Source organism: Gordonia zhenghanii, assembly GCF_021738965.1.
In the GTDB taxonomy this organism is placed as follows: Bacteria; Actinomycetota; Actinomycetes; order Mycobacteriales; family Mycobacteriaceae; genus Gordonia; species Gordonia zhenghanii.
This window is the reverse complement of record NZ_JAKKOQ010000012.1, coordinates 1-13,498: the sequence shown is the minus strand read 5'-3', so window position 1 is coordinate 13,498 and position 13,498 is coordinate 1. Positions and strand designations below refer to the sequence as shown.

At 67.7% G+C, this 13,498-nt stretch carries 16 protein-coding genes; 8 read left to right on the top strand and 8 right to left on the bottom strand.

Annotated elements, in window-relative coordinates:
* Window positions 1-113: 113 nt before the first annotated feature.
* Window positions 114-188 (top strand): 50S ribosomal protein bL37, encoded by a 75-nt coding sequence (locus L5G32_RS19460; protein WP_371865352.1) that lies wholly within the window; start codon window positions 114-116, stop codon window positions 186-188.
* A gap of 89 nt (window positions 189-277) precedes the next feature.
* Here L5G32_RS19460 and rsrA read toward each other — a convergent pair whose 3' ends face one another.
* Together rsrA and L5G32_RS12890 are read right to left on the bottom strand one after the other, a co-directional pair.
* A complete protein-coding gene (rsrA, locus tag L5G32_RS12895) occupies window positions 278-580 on the bottom strand; it encodes a mycothiol system anti-sigma-R factor (RefSeq protein ID WP_237011469.1) in 303 nt (100 codons plus the stop codon).
* Window positions 577-1,329, bottom strand: a complete 753-nt coding sequence (locus L5G32_RS12890; RefSeq protein ID WP_372491698.1) for a sigma-70 family RNA polymerase sigma factor — start codon at window positions 1,327-1,329, stop codon at window positions 577-579. Before L5G32_RS12890 ends, rsrA begins: the two co-directional genes overlap by 4 nt.
* A gap of 138 nt (window positions 1,330-1,467) precedes the next feature.
* On the opposite strand from L5G32_RS12890, the gene L5G32_RS12885 reads away from it, so the two are divergent.
* Window positions 1,468-2,229 carry an SOS response-associated peptidase gene (locus L5G32_RS12885; protein WP_237011639.1) on the top strand — a complete coding sequence of 254 codons (762 nt, stop codon included), beginning with the start codon at window positions 1,468-1,470 and terminating at the stop codon, window positions 2,227-2,229.
* Between the two features lie 120 nt (window positions 2,230-2,349).
* On the opposite strand, the gene L5G32_RS12880 is transcribed toward L5G32_RS12885, so the two are convergent.
* The 4 genes from L5G32_RS12880 to L5G32_RS12865 form a co-directional block, all read right to left on the bottom strand.
* Window positions 2,350-3,840: a flavin-containing monooxygenase gene (locus L5G32_RS12880; RefSeq protein WP_237011467.1), complete on the bottom strand. Its 1,491-nt coding sequence runs from the start codon at window positions 3,838-3,840 to the stop codon at window positions 2,350-2,352.
* Between the two features lie 83 nt (window positions 3,841-3,923).
* Window positions 3,924-5,294 (bottom strand): FAD-binding oxidoreductase, encoded by a 1,371-nt coding sequence (locus L5G32_RS12875; protein ID WP_237011466.1) that lies wholly within the window; start codon window positions 5,292-5,294, stop codon window positions 3,924-3,926.
* On the bottom strand, window positions 5,294-6,217 hold the full coding sequence (locus L5G32_RS12870; protein ID WP_237011465.1) for a quinone oxidoreductase family protein: 924 nt from the start codon (window positions 6,215-6,217) through the stop codon (window positions 5,294-5,296). Before L5G32_RS12870 ends, L5G32_RS12875 begins: the two co-directional genes overlap by 1 nt.
* A gap of 19 nt (window positions 6,218-6,236) precedes the next feature.
* Entirely contained in the window at window positions 6,237-6,437 is a 201-nt protein-coding gene (locus L5G32_RS12865; protein ID WP_237011464.1) for a hypothetical protein, read from the bottom strand.
* 160 nt (window positions 6,438-6,597) lie between these two features.
* Here L5G32_RS12865 and L5G32_RS12860 point away from each other — a divergent pair, with 160 nt between their 5' ends.
* Together L5G32_RS12860 and L5G32_RS12855 are read left to right on the top strand one after the other, a co-directional pair.
* Window positions 6,598-7,434, top strand: a complete 837-nt coding sequence (locus L5G32_RS12860; protein WP_237011463.1) for an aldo/keto reductase — start codon at window positions 6,598-6,600, stop codon at window positions 7,432-7,434.
* Between the two features lie 147 nt (window positions 7,435-7,581).
* Complete coding sequence (locus L5G32_RS12855) at window positions 7,582-8,739, top strand: aminotransferase class I/II-fold pyridoxal phosphate-dependent enzyme (RefSeq protein ID WP_237011462.1); 1,158 nt, start codon at window positions 7,582-7,584, stop codon at window positions 8,737-8,739.
* Between the two features lie 8 nt (window positions 8,740-8,747).
* Here the strand turns inward: L5G32_RS12855 and L5G32_RS12850 are convergent, their stop codons facing one another.
* Together L5G32_RS12850 and L5G32_RS12845 are read right to left on the bottom strand one after the other, a co-directional pair.
* Entirely contained in the window at window positions 8,748-9,203 is a 456-nt protein-coding gene (locus L5G32_RS12850; RefSeq protein WP_237011461.1) for an NUDIX hydrolase, read from the bottom strand.
* Entirely contained in the window at window positions 9,196-9,774 is a 579-nt protein-coding gene (locus L5G32_RS12845; RefSeq protein ID WP_237011460.1) for a PadR family transcriptional regulator, read from the bottom strand. Before L5G32_RS12845 ends, L5G32_RS12850 begins: the two co-directional genes overlap by 8 nt.
* A 101-nt stretch (window positions 9,775-9,875) precedes the next feature.
* Between L5G32_RS12845 and L5G32_RS12840 the strand changes: the two genes are divergently transcribed.
* From L5G32_RS12840 to rsgA, 4 genes are read left to right on the top strand one after another with little or no spacing between them, the layout of a single operon-like run.
* Window positions 9,876-10,286, top strand: coding sequence for a nuclear transport factor 2 family protein (locus L5G32_RS12840; protein ID WP_237011459.1), 411 nt, complete (start codon window positions 9,876-9,878; stop codon window positions 10,284-10,286).
* A 40-nt stretch (window positions 10,287-10,326) separates the two neighbouring features.
* Window positions 10,327-10,701: a VOC family protein gene (locus L5G32_RS12835; protein ID WP_237011458.1), complete on the top strand. Its 375-nt coding sequence runs from the start codon at window positions 10,327-10,329 to the stop codon at window positions 10,699-10,701.
* Window positions 10,702-10,723: 22 nt separating this feature from the next.
* Window positions 10,724-11,992, top strand: a complete 1,269-nt coding sequence (aroA, locus tag L5G32_RS12830; protein ID WP_237011457.1) for a 3-phosphoshikimate 1-carboxyvinyltransferase — start codon at window positions 10,724-10,726, stop codon at window positions 11,990-11,992.
* The gene (gene rsgA / locus L5G32_RS12825) at window positions 11,989-13,011 is read left to right on the top strand and encodes a ribosome small subunit-dependent GTPase A (RefSeq protein ID WP_237011456.1); all 1,023 of its coding nucleotides are present in this window, start codon (window positions 11,989-11,991) and stop codon (window positions 13,009-13,011) included. Before aroA ends, rsgA begins: the two co-directional genes overlap by 4 nt.
* Window positions 13,012-13,498 lie beyond the last annotated feature (487 nt).

Genomic DNA, 13,498 nt, shown 5'->3' with positions numbered 1-13,498 from the left:
ACTGATCGTAGCCGAGGGCCCTGCCCTCCCGACGGTGCCGCGCGATTAGCAGACTGCCGCTCGGACGTGAAACAATGGCCGACGCACGTGAACACTGGAGAAGGAGGTCCGTCATGGGTAAGCGCGGACGTAAGAAGCGTAGCCGTAAGAAGAACGCAGCCAACCACGGCAAGCGTCCTAACGCCTGAGCGTGAATGCGAAAACGACCCGGTCCTTGTGAATAGGACCGGGTCGTTCGCGTTGTGTGTGTTCTGTTCTGCGTGCCTGAGCTCGTTGGCTAGCCTTCGGCGCGGAACGTGGTCTGACGGATCGTCACCGAGCGCCGGATCTCCACGCGGAGCCGCTCACGCAGCCCCTCGGGCGCCGCATCATTTCCGCACTTGCGGCTGATGAGTTCTTTGAGCTGACGCTGGACCCCGTAGTGGTCGAGGCAGCTCGGGCAACCGTCGAGATGCTCCTGCAGTCGCGCGCGCGCACCGCCGTCGCATTCGTTGTCGAGGAGCAGCCAGATGTCGGCGACGACAGCCGAGCAGTCGAGGTTCTCGAACTGGTCGTCATGCTCGGGTACGCCGGCGCTCATCGGACGGCCTGCTTGGTCTGACCGATACCGCGTTCAGCGGCGACGTCGGCGAGCAGGTCGCGCAACTGGCGTCGACCCCGGTGCAGCCGGGACATCACCGTTCCGATGGGGGTGTCCATGATCTCGGCGATCTCCTTGTAGGGCAGACCTTCGACGTCCGCGTAGTACACGGCCATCCGAAAGTCTTCGGGCAGTTGAGCGAGCGCGTCCTTGATCTTCTGATCGGGCATCGCGTCGAGCGCTTCGATCTCGGCGGAGCGCAGGCCGGTGGAGCTGTGCTCGGCGGTCGCCGCGAGCTGCCAGTCCGTGATCTCCTCGGTCGGGTACTGCGCGGGCTGCCGCTGCTTCTTCCGATACGAGTTGATGTAGGTGTTGGTGAGGATGCGATACATCCACGCCTTCAAGTTGGTGCCTTCGCGGAACGACGAGAACGCGGAGAACGCCTTCACGTACGTCTCCTGGACGAGGTCTTCGGCGTCGGCCGGGTTGCGCGTCATGCGCAGCGCACCGCCGTAGAGCTGATCGAGCAGGGGAAGCGCATCGCGCTCGAACCGCTCGCTGAGCTCGGCTTCAGTCTCCTCGTGGTCGCTCGCCTCGGGCGGGACCTGGGCATCCGACACGGAGTTCCCTTCGCTTGACGCTGGTTCCGTCGAGTCTAGCGACACTCGCCGACCGTCGTGGTCGCCCCTGACATCGTCGCTGCCGTCGTGGTCCGACGGCCAAGCGATCACCAGTCTCGGCTCGAGCATTCGCGCAGTCGCAGCGGCCATGGCGTCGTTCACCTCCCTGGTGCTCTCATCCTTTGTGCGTGGTTCGGATGGTCCAACACTGCGCGCGCCGATCTTGTTCCGTGCACCCCGAACGAGTTCCGTGCCAGCATGGATCGCATGTGCGGACGCTATGCAGTGACCACCGACCCGGCTCGGTTGGCGGCCGAGATCGACGCGCGGAACGAGGTGAGCGAGCACGACGTCGCCGAGAAGTTCTCGACGGGCAATTACAACGTCGCTCCGACGACGACGGTGATGACTGTGGTGGATCGTCATTCTCGGGAGCCCGAGAGCGACGTCGCCCGCCGGATCCGCGCTATGCGGTGGGGTCTGGTTCCGCCGTGGACCAAGGCGTCCAGCAAGGACGAGCTCGGCAAGGGGCCGCTGCTGTTCAATGCGCGCGCCGAATCACTGGCCGAGAAGCCCGCGTTCCGCAGTTCGTTCAAGAGCAAGCGCGCTCTCGTTCCGATGGACGGCTGGTACGAGTGGAAGCCGGGCCCGAACGGGCCGAACGGGAAGCCGACGAAGGTCCCCTACTTCATGTCGCCCGAGGACGGCACGCGGCTGTTCATGGGCGCACTGTGGGCGGCGTGGCGTCCCGCGCAGGCACGCGAGGCCGGCGACGATTCGGCGTGGGTGTCGAGCACGACGATCATCACGACCGACTCCGTCGGAGCACTCACCGACGTCCACCACCGGATGCCGTTGATCATGCCGTTCGAGCACTGGGACGCCTGGCTCGATCCCGATGCGCCCGCCGATCCCGCGCTGCTGGCGCCGCCCGCCGTCGAACTCGTGGACCGCATCACGATCCGCGAAGTGCCGCCGCTGGTGAACCGCGTCGCCAACAACGGACCGGAACTGCTCGACCCGGTCTAGGGTCGCATCCGCTCATCTCACCGACATCCGCTCACTTCACGACCGTTCGCTCACCTCCGGAGAGGAGCGAACGACGTTGAAGTGAGCGGAGCTGTCTGCGTGAGCGGAGCTAGAGCCGCGTCACGCGTAGGTGTAGTCGTCGAGCGGGAAGGTCTCCATCTCGCGCAGCGACGGCAGGGTGGCCTGCGGACGCAGAAGCGTCGCCTCGCCGTGCTGGTTGAAGTAGTAACTGCGCGATCCGGTGCAGTCGCCTGCATAGAACACCGAGTCGCCCAGTCGGCGAGTCACCTCGTCGAGGAACTTCTCGTTGGCCTCCGCGGTGACCTCGAACCGCTCGCTGCCGCGGCGCCGCATCTCGCCGAACAGTCGCGCGATGTGGCGCATCTGCCCTTCGATGGTGGTGAAGTACGACAGCCCGCTGTACGAGTACGGACTGTTGAGCGTCAGGAAGTTCGGGAACGCAGGCACCGTGATGCCCTCGTACGCCTGGAATCTCCCCTCGCGCCACCATTTCCCCAGGTCGCGGCCACCGCGGCCGGTGATCGTGAACGCCGGGAAGTTGACGTCCCACAGATTGAAGCCGGTCGCCAGGACCAGGGTGTCGATCTCGACCTTCCGGCCGTCGTCGACGACGATCCCGTCGGGCTCCACCCGGACGATCGACGACGTCTCGAGATCGACGTCGGGCCGGTTGAACACGCGGAAGTAGCGGTTGCTGAACGTCGGGCGTTTGCAGCCGAAGTCGTACGACGGCGTCAACTGCTTGCGGGTCTCGGCGTCCCGGACCTGGGTGCGCAGATGGGCTTTCGACAGGAGCGCCGCCAGCTGGTTGCCGGGTTTGGCCTGCCGGTAGTGCAGCACGCCGAACACCATGAGCATCTCCAGCAGCGACGTGTTGACGGCGCGCGCCGCCTTCTGCGTGAACGGGACGGCCGCGAAGAGTCGACGCACCGGCGCGGGGATCGGGAAGTCGACCTTGGGGACCACCCAGATCGGGGTGCGTTGGAAGACCGTGAGATTGCGGGCGGTCCGAGCGATCTCGGGGACCAGTTGGACGGCGGTCGCCCCGGTGCCGATGACGGCGGCGCGTTTGCCTGCGAAGTCGTATCCGTCGCGCCACGCGGTCGTGTGGATGATCTCCCCGGCAAAGGTGTCGATGCCCGGGAAGTCCGGGGTGTACGGCTGCGACAGGAACCCGGTGGCGGTCACCAGGAAGCGAGAGGTGATGGTCCGGCCGTCGGCGGTCCGTACCGTCCAGGCGTTCGCGGCGTCGTCCCACGCGGCCTCGTCGACGACGACGCCGAACTCCATGTGCCGTCGCAGGTCGTACTTGTCTGCGATGTGCTCGGCGTACTGCTTCAGTTCGGAGCCCGGCGCGAACAGACGCGACCACGCGGGATTCGGTTCGAACGAGTACGAGTAGGTGACGGACGCGATGTCGACGGCGAGGCCCGGATAGTGGTTGACGTGCCAGGTGCCCCCGAGATCGTCTTCGCGTTCGAGGATCGCGATGGCGTCCACGCCTTGGCGTTTGAGTTCGATCGCCGCGCCCATGCCGCCGAATCCCGCACCGACGATGACGGCCTCGTAATCGGTTGTGGTGTCGCTCATCTGACCCTCGTCCCGTCGCTGTTACTTGGCGTCACACTATAGTCTCGCTGACCGCTCGCCACCAGGGGCGAATCTGCCACCGATCAGTGCTCGGTGAACACGACGCCGGGGTTCATGACGCCGTGGGGATCGAGGGACGCCTTGACTGCTCGCATCGTCGCGATGTCGGCGGAGCCGCGGCCGAGTCCGATGTGGTCGGCCTTGGCTCGTCCGATCCCATGCTCTGCGCTGATGCTTCCACCTACTGCCGCGACGTGCGCGAGCACCTCGTCGACGACGGCTTGGTGCTGATCCGCCGGAACATCGAGCAGGTTCACATGGATGTTTCCGTCGCCGAGGTGGCCGAACAACACGGGGCGGACCCTCCGCCGCGCGGCGTACGCGTCGACCCAATCGATCAGTGCAGGCGTCTGACCGAGGGGGACCGACACGTCGAGCTTCACCGGGGTCGTGGTCGACGAGCGAGCGATCGTCTCGGTGTGCGCTTCGCGCAAGGCCCACAGATCGCGGGCGGGTCCGTCGGCGACGACGGCGTCGAGCACCCCGTCGACGTCGTCGAGCAGTTCGGCGGCCGCGGTGACGTCCGTGGCTAGTTCGACCAGCAGACAGGCGCCGGCGTCAGAGCCGGGGAACGGATCACGGGCGCCGTGCGCGACGACGAGGTCGATACCCTTCCTGGTCATGATCTCCGCGGCTTCGAGTCGGTGTCCGCCGCGACGGATCGGAGCCAGAACCCGGTTCGCGGCAGCCGCGTCGGCCACTGCGACCACCGCGACTGCGGTCCGGGCCGGTGGGTCGACGAGCCGCAGCAGCACGCGGGTCACGACGGCGAGGGTCCCTTCGCTGCCCGCGATCAGGCCAGGCAGGTGGTAGCCGACGTTGTCCTTGCGCAGCGGACGCCATCGGCGGAGCACCTCGCCGGACGGCAGGACTGCTTCGATGCCGAGGATCTGTGCGCGCATGTCGCCGTGCGCGATCATCGCGATGCCGCCCGCGTTGGTCGCGACCATTCCACCGACGGTCGCCGAGTCGCGGGCGGCGAGGTCGACTCCGAGCGCGAGTCCGGCCGCCGAGGCCGCAGCCTGCACGGCGACGAGGGGTGCGCCCGATCCCGCGCCGATGCATCGACCGTCGACGTCCACCGGCTCCACGTCGTCGATCCGGCGTGTCGACAGCACCACCCACGGTCGCGGATCATCCTGCGCCGGAACCGATCCCCCGACGAGTCCGGTGTTTCCTCCCTGCGGTGTGATGGCCACGCCGTGCTCCGCGCACAGCCGCACGACGTCCGCGACCTGCTCGGTGTCGGCGGGCCGGACGACGGCTGCCCTTCCGGTCCACGCACCGGTCCAGTCGGTCAGGTACGCGGCGGCGGTGTCGGGCTCGGCGATGACGTGCGGGTCGCCGACGACGCCGCGCAGCAGGCCGAGCAGTTCGGCGTCGGGGACCGCCATCAGGGCGTGAGGATGTACTTGCCGCGCGGGTGACGGCCGTCGAGCGCGTCGAAGGCCTGCGCCGCGTCGTCGAACGAGAAGGTTCCTGCGATGTCGACGGTGATCTGGCCGTCGGCGAGCGCGTCGAGCAACGGCGCCACCGCGGCCCTGCGGTTGGCACGGCTCGATTCACTCGAGCCGTTCAACAGGACGATGCCGTCGTCGCCGCGCCCCCACGCGGCGATGCTCACGATGCGGTCCGGGGACACCGACTGCAGGGAGACGTCGATCGCGACGTCAGTGCCCACTGTGTCGATGACCGCGGTGATCGCACCGGGACTGGCGTCGGCGACGGCTGCGGCGAGGTCTCCGTCGTAAGCGACCGGGACTGCGCCGAGGTCGCGCAGATGGTCGTGGTTGGCCTGCGATGCGGTGGCGATCACCGTCGCTCCACGGGCGGCGGCCAGGACGACGGCGATGGAGCCGACGGCTCCTGAACCCCCGTGGACGAGCACGACGTCGTCGGCGCCGATGTCGAGGGTCGCGACGGTGTCGTAGGCGGTGACGCCCGCGAGCAGGAGTCCGGCGGCCGCCTCGGTGGACGCCCCGTCCGGGATCGGGTGAGCGGCAGCGGCGTCGACGACGATCTGTTCGGCAAAGGCTCCGGACACCGGGTACACGGCGACGCGGTCGCCGACGACGAGGTCGGTGCCCGGCCCGGCCTGAGCGACGGTCCCTGCCGCTTCACCGCCGATCGCGAGCGGGAGTGCGTTCGGGTCGGTGCTCATCACACCCTGGACGCGTTTGACATCGAACGGGTTGAGGCCTGCGGCGGCGACGGCGACGACGACGTGGCCGTCCCCGGCCACCGGGTCGTCCGCGTCGATCACGGACAGGACTTGTGCGGGCGATCCGTAATCGGTTGCGACGAGTCTGCGTGTCATACGGCCATCGTAGAGATCGTCAGCTCTTCGATTTGAAAAGCGAGTATGCGCCGACGACGGCGAGCGCGAGCAGGCCGAGCCAGAAGACGGCCTTGACGATCGGTCCGATCAACGAGACGACGACGAGGATGGCGACGACGATCGCGAGGATCTTCCAGATCGACGTCCCAGAACCTGTGTTGGTGGTCCCTGTGCTGGTGTTTTCAGTGAAGGTGCTCATGCCTCCACGGTGCCACCGGATTCACCGAAAAGCACCAGGTCGGAGCCGATCCCAGGGGAAGTTCAGGGTCTTCCCCCAGCCGCGCGTCGGTCGAGCGGAGTCGAGGCCCCCGAACCCCGCCGACGGAATACTCGCCCCACCGTCCGACGTTGGACTCCCCATGGCTGATCACATTGTCCCCACAATCGCCCTGAACAACGCCGTGCATATTCCGCAGCTCGGGTTCGGGACCTTCCAGATTCCGCCTGAGGACACCAAGGCCGCCGTCACGACGGCGCTGGAGGCCGGGTACCGGCACATCGACACCGCGCAGATGTACGGCAACGAGAAGCAGGTCGGCGAAGCGGTCCGCGAGTCGGGTATTCCGCGCTCGGAATTCTTCGTCACCAGCAAGCTCAACAACCCGTTCCATGCCCCGGCCGACGCCGTCGAAGCCGTGTCGACGTCGATCGACGCTCTCGATCTGGGCCCGCTCGACCTCTACCTCATCCATTGGCCGCTCCCCGAGGTCGGCGACTTCGTCGAGACCTGGCGTGCACTCGAAGGCGAGCACAAGGCAGGCAAGGCTCGCGCGATCGGCGTCTCGAACTTCCAGCAGGCGCATCTGGAGCGGCTGCTCGCCGAGACCGAGGTGGTCCCTGCGGTCAACCAGATCGAGGTCCACCCGTACTTTCAGCAGTCGCCGCTGCGTGCGTTCAACCGCGAGCACGGCATCGTCACCGAGGCGTGGGCTCCGCTCGGGCAGGGTGCGGTCCTCGACGACGAGGTGCTGGCGGCCGTCGGCTCCGAGGTCGGTCGCAGCGTCGCTCAGGTGACGTTGCGCTGGCACCTTCAGCGCGGGGACGTCGTCTTCCCGAAGTCGTCGACGCCTGCGCGCGCCGCCGAGAACTTCGCCCTCTTCGACTTCGCGCTGTCGGACGAGCAGATGTCGCGTGTCGACGCGCTCGACGCCGATCGCCGTCTCGGCCCGAACCCCGACGAGTTCAATCGGGTCTAGCGCCCTCCGCTGGTCGAGCGGGGTCTGCGAGACAGCTCCGCTGGTCGAGCCCCCCATCGGCTGGTCGAGCGGAGTCTGCGAGACAGCTCCGCTGGTCGAGCGGAGTCGAGACCCCCTCCGCCTTCGAGACCAAATACCATGGCCTCCATGCGTTTCTCTCGTCGTGCCGAGGCCGTCTCTCCGTTCTTCGCCATGGAGTTCGGCAGGCGTGCCGCCGAATTGGAGGCGGCGGGCCATCACGTGGTCAAGCTCAATATCGGCGAACCCGATTTCGGTGCGCCGCCCGCGTTTCTGCGGGCGGTGCGCGAGGTCAGCGACGGTCGGCCGCTCGCGTACACGGGTGCGTTGGGTCTCACCGAACTACGGGAGTCGATCGCGCGGTTCAGTGGCGAACAGTTCGGCGCGCCGGTCGACGCGAGCCGCGTGGTCGTCACGACCGGGGCCTCGGCGGCGCTTCTGCTCGCGTGTGCCGCACTCATCGATCCGGGCGACGACGTGCTGGTCAGCGATCCGTCGTACCCGTGCAACCGGCGGTTCGCGGAGAGCTTCGGCGCGCGGGTCCGTCTACTGGAGACCGATCCGGCGTCGCACTTCCAGCTCGACGCGGCGGCCGTCGCCGACGCCTGGTCGGAGTCGACGCGCGGCGTGATGGTGGCGTCGCCGGCCAATCCGACCGGGACGTCACTCGCCTACGCCGAACTCCTCGATCTGTGCGACGTGGCGCGCAGGCGAGGCGGCTGGCGGATCGTCGACGAGATCTATCTCGGTCTGGCCGACGGCGAACGCCGTAGCGTTGCCGCCGACGACCCGGGCGCGATCGTCGTAAACAGCTTCTCCAAGTACTTCGGGATGACGGGGTGGCGGCTCGGCTGGGCGATCGTGCCCGACGAGATGGTTCCAGTGGCCGAACGTCTGGCCCAGAACTATTACATCTGTCCGCCGACTCCTGCTCAGCTCGCTGCGGTGACCTGTTTCGAGCCGGCGACGATCGCCGTCGCCGAAGAGCGCCGCGGCATCCTTCGCGACCGACGAGAGTTGGTCCTGGACGGCCTGGCTCGTACCGGCCTCGCCGTTCCGGTGCCGCCCGACGGCGCGTTCTACGTCTACGTCGACGTGTCCGGAACCGGCCTGTCGGCCTCGGACTTCTGCGACCGCGCGCTCGCCGAAGCTCACGTGGCCCTGACACCGGGCAAAGACTTCGGTGTGGTCGGCGCCGAACAGTATGTGCGCCTGTCGTACGCGGCGTCGACCGAGGAGTTGTCGCTGGGGATCGACCGGCTGGGCGCATTCGTCGCCAGTCTGTAGTTAGGGATCTACTGCTGCGGCAATCGTTCGAGGAACTCCGACTGGGCGGCGTTGAGCTTTACTCGCGCATCATCCACAGCGAACCACGCAGCCCGATCCACTTCCGGAAAGCTCTGTGTCCTACCGGATTTCGGCGGCCAGATCATCTCGAACGTGTTGCTGACGGTCGCGTCGGCATCCACGTCTCCTTCGACAGCGAAGGCGCGTACGCGTTTTCCGCTCTTGAGACGGACCTCGCCGAGGTCTACCGCGTCGCCGTCGGGCACCCGATGACCGGTCTCCTCGGCGAATTCGCGCCGGGCAGCGTCGAGTAGATCTTCACCGGGATGGACGAGGCCCTTCGGGATCGACCAGGCGCCGTCGTCCTTGCGGGCGAAGAACGGTCCGCCCGGGTGGACGAGGAATACCTCGACGGCGCCGGACGCCTTCCGGTACAACAGGATTCCCGCACTGAGCTCAGGCACCGCTCTCCCCTTCCGAGTCGCCGTCAACCGACAATGCCGTCAGCGCCGTCTCGCACCACGCGATATTCTCCCGCTCGAAGGCCAGTCCCCGCAGCAGGGTGAGATACGGGCCGACGATCTGGCCGTCCGCGTAGACGGCGGCGTCGTCGCGACCTGCCCGGTACGCGTCCTCGATGCGTTCGTAGTGGGCGAGTTTGCGGCGTGACGCGGTCAACCGGTCGCGGATCGTCACGCACACCGCGCGCGGATCCCCTGCCGACACGCTCTGCACCATCACCAGCATCTCGTCCCGAATCGCGGTGGGTTTCGCGGCGGACCGGGAGTTCGCGGTGAGTTCCGCACGCCCCGCATCGGTGAGGCTCAGCATTCGCTTGTCCGGTCGCGCGCTCTGCCGCACGACACGCGCCGACACCAGGCCCGCGCCCTCCATGCCGTCGAGTTCTCGATAGATCTGCTGCGGCGACGCGGTCCAGAACGTGGCACGCGCCGGATCGAATTCTTTGGCCAAGTCGTAGCCGGACGCCTCCCCCACGGTGAGGAGAGCGGCGAGGAGCGCGTGTCGCAAGGCCATGCGTCTCACCCTAGTCAACTAATTCACTAGCGACCTCTGGACAACCCGAACACCGCTGCCGCATACTCGTCATACTCAACTTTTTGACTAAGGAGTTTCTCATGCGCGCATTCCGCGAGGCCGTCGACGCCCGAGACGAAGCGGCGATCGAAGCGCTGCTGGCCGACGACATCCGCTTCACCAGTCCGGTCGCATTCACTCCGTACCACGGCAGACACATCACCGCCGCGATCCTGCGCGCGGTGATGCGCGTGATGGGCGACGGGTTCGGCTACGTCGGCGAGTACACGAGCGACGATGGCCGCGATCACGCGCTCCGCTTCGAGACCACGATCAACGGCAAGGCACTCGCAGGCTGCGATTTCATCCACGTGAACGAGGAGGGGAAGATCAACGACCTGATGGTGATGGTCCGCCCGCTGTCGGCGGCGACCGCGCTGGCCGAAGCGATGGGCGCCGAGTTCGACCGCATCGGGGCCGAGGCCGCGGAGGCCGCAGCCCGCGCGCAGTGAACCCTCTCGCTGACCGTTCATCGATCGCTACGCTGGTCTCATGGAGATCCTGACGAGCCGTACGCTGCTGACCTCGCCCGACCCGCAGGCTCTCACCGCGTTCTACCGTGATGCCCTCGGTCTGGCGATCTCCCGCGAATACCCCGGCGGCACGGTGTTTCATGCCGGAGCCGGGCTCATCGAGATACCCGCCCACATGCCGTCGCACGACGGCGACGGCGACGTCCTGTGGCTGCAGGTCCGTGACGTCGCCGCGGCACGGAGCGAACTCGCGGCCGCAGGCGTGCCGATCGTCGCCGAGCCGGAGACCAAACCGTGGGGCCTCATCGAGATGACCGTGCACGACCCCGACGGTCGTGCGCTGATCCTCGTGCAGATCCCTGACGACCATCCACTGCGCCGCGACCTGCGATAAGCCTCATGGAAGACTGGACTGCATGAGTACCTGGTCGTCGCCGTCTGTCAGCACCCCCGTCGACGCGGTCGTCGACCTGCCCGGATCCAAGTCGATCACCAACCGAGCGCTGATCCTCGCCGCGCTGGCCGACGGACCTTCTCGCCTCACCGGCACGCTGCGCAGCCGCGACACCGACCTCATGCTCGATGCGCTCGCCGCAATGGGCGTCGGCATCAATCCCGACTCCGCCGACCCGACGACCGTCGAGGTGACGCCCGCACCACTGCACAGTGCCCACGTCGACTGCGGTCTCGCGGGCACCGTCATGCGCTTCCTCCCCGCCGCCGCAGCGCTGGCCGCGGGCGACGTCGCCTTCGACGGAGACGAGCAGGCCCGCAGCCGTCCACTGCACACCGTGCTCGACGCGCTGCGCGACCTCGGCGCATCCGTCGACGGGTCGCAGCTCCCGTTCACCGTGCACGGCGCGGGCGCCCTCGCAGGCGGCCGAGTGACCGTCGACGCGTCGGCGTCGTCGCAGTTCGTGTCGGGCCTGCTGCTGTCGGCGGCCCGCTTCACCGACGGTGTCGTCATCACCCATGACGGCCCGCCCGTCCCGTCGATGCCGCATATCGACATGACCGTCGACATGCTGCGCGAGGCGGGCGTCGACGTCACCTCCGACGGCACCTCCTGGTCCGTTGCACCCGGACCGATCCACGCCGTCGACTGGTCGATCGAACCGGACCTGTCGAACGCCGCGGCGTTCCTCGCGGCCGCGGCGGCGACGGGCGGCCGGGTCAGTGTGCCGCGCTGGCCGTCGACCACCACTCAGCCGGGCGCCGAGATCACCTCGATCCTCGCGCAGATGGGCGCCACTGCGACCCACTTCGACGACGGTCTGCTCACTGTGACCGGACCGCAACGACTCACCGCCGTCGACGTGGACCTGCATGACGTCGGCGAACTCACTCCGACGATCGCGGCGCTCGCCGCCCTTGCGGACGGCACCTCCACTTTGCGCGGGATCGCACACCTGCGCGGCCACGAGACCGATCGACTCGCGGCGCTCGCCACCGAGATCAACCGATTCGGCGGAGACGTCCGTGAAACCGATGACGGGCTCGTCATCGTCGGTTCCCCACTGCACGCCGGAGTCTGGAATACGTACGCCGACCACCGGATGGCCACAGCGGGTTCCCTTCTGGGACTTGTGGTTCCAGGAGTGGAGATCGAGAACGTCGAGACCACCGCGAAAACGCTCCCCGACTTCGTCGCGATGTGGCAGACCATGGCCGGGTCCGCGTTGTGAGCCGCCGCGCGCGGACGTACGACGAGTCGGACGTCCGCATTCGGCCCAGCAAGAGCAGCAGGCCGCGCACCAAGACCCGGCCGGCGCACACCGATGCCGAGACCGCGATGGTCGTCTCCGTCGACCGCGGCCGCTGGGGGTGCGTCCTCGACGACGACCCCGATCGGCGCATCGTCACGATGCGTGCGCGTGAACTCGGGCGGACGCCTGTCGTGGTCGGCGACCGCGTCGGAATCGTCGGCGACCTCTCCGGACGACCCGACACCCTCGCCCGCATCGTCCGCGTCGAAGACCGACGCACGGTGTTGCGTCGCACCGCCGACGACACCGATCCGTACGAACGAATCGTCGTGGCGAACGCCGACCAACTGGTGATCGTGACCGCACTGGCCGATCCGCCGCCGCGTACCGGCTTCGTCGAACGCGCACTCGCCGCCGCCTATGCGGGCGGCCTCGCACCGATTCTGTGCCTGACGAAGTCCGACCTGGCCGACCCCGACGAGTTCGTCGCCAACTTCATGGACCTGGATCTCCGAGTCGTCGTCGCGGGACGCGACGACGCCGTCGACGAGCTGCAGGGGATCCTCGCGCACAAACTGACCGCCCTCATCGGCCACTCCGGCGTCGGCAAGTCCACACTCGTGAATCGTCTTGTGCCCGATGCCGATCGGGCCACCGGAATCGTCTCCGGCGTCGGAAAGGGGCGACACACGTCCACCCAGTCCGTGGTGCTTCCACTCCCCGTCGACGGCGGCCGACGCGGCTGGGTGGTCGACACCCCCGGAATCCGGTCCTTCGGTCTCGCGCACGTCACTCCGGACCAGATCGTCGACGCCTTCGACGACCTTCGCGACGCGATCGACGACTGCCCCCGCGGCTGCACCCATCTCGGTCCGCCCGCCGATCCCGAATGCGCCCTCGACTCACTCGACGGCGCGTCCCACCGTCGCGCAATGGCCGTCCGGGAACTATTGCGGTCCGTCACCTCGAGCGGTCACGGCGAGCCGATCGAAGACTGAGCTCCCCGCCGGTCGAGCACGTACGTCGGTCGAGCGCAGTCGAGACCCCCAACGCCGGTCGAGCGAGGTCGCCCCCAACGCTGGTCGAGCGGAGTCGAGACACCCACGCCGGTCGAGCGCCCCCACGCCGGTCGAGCGGAGTCGAGACCCCTCACGCCGGCCGAGCGCCCCACGCCGGTCGAGCGGAGTCGAGACCAAGCACAGCCCACTGACAACCGGGAAATTCAGGCCGCATACGCCGCTCCGAGGGAAATCTTCCCTCGGAAGGTCCTGTGCCGCCTGAGTTTCCGGCCAGTCTGTCGTGAGTCGGGGTCTCGACTCCGCTCGACCAACGGCAGAGATGGGCACGTCCAGCGGTAGGGTCTCGACGCTTCTATGTGTGGTGTCAAGCCGCGGTGGGTCTGTGTTGGGTGTTTGTCGTGGTCTCGGCGGTGGTTGTGCTGCGTTCGCAGGTCTTGAAGATTTCGCGTGCGATGTAGCGTTTGAG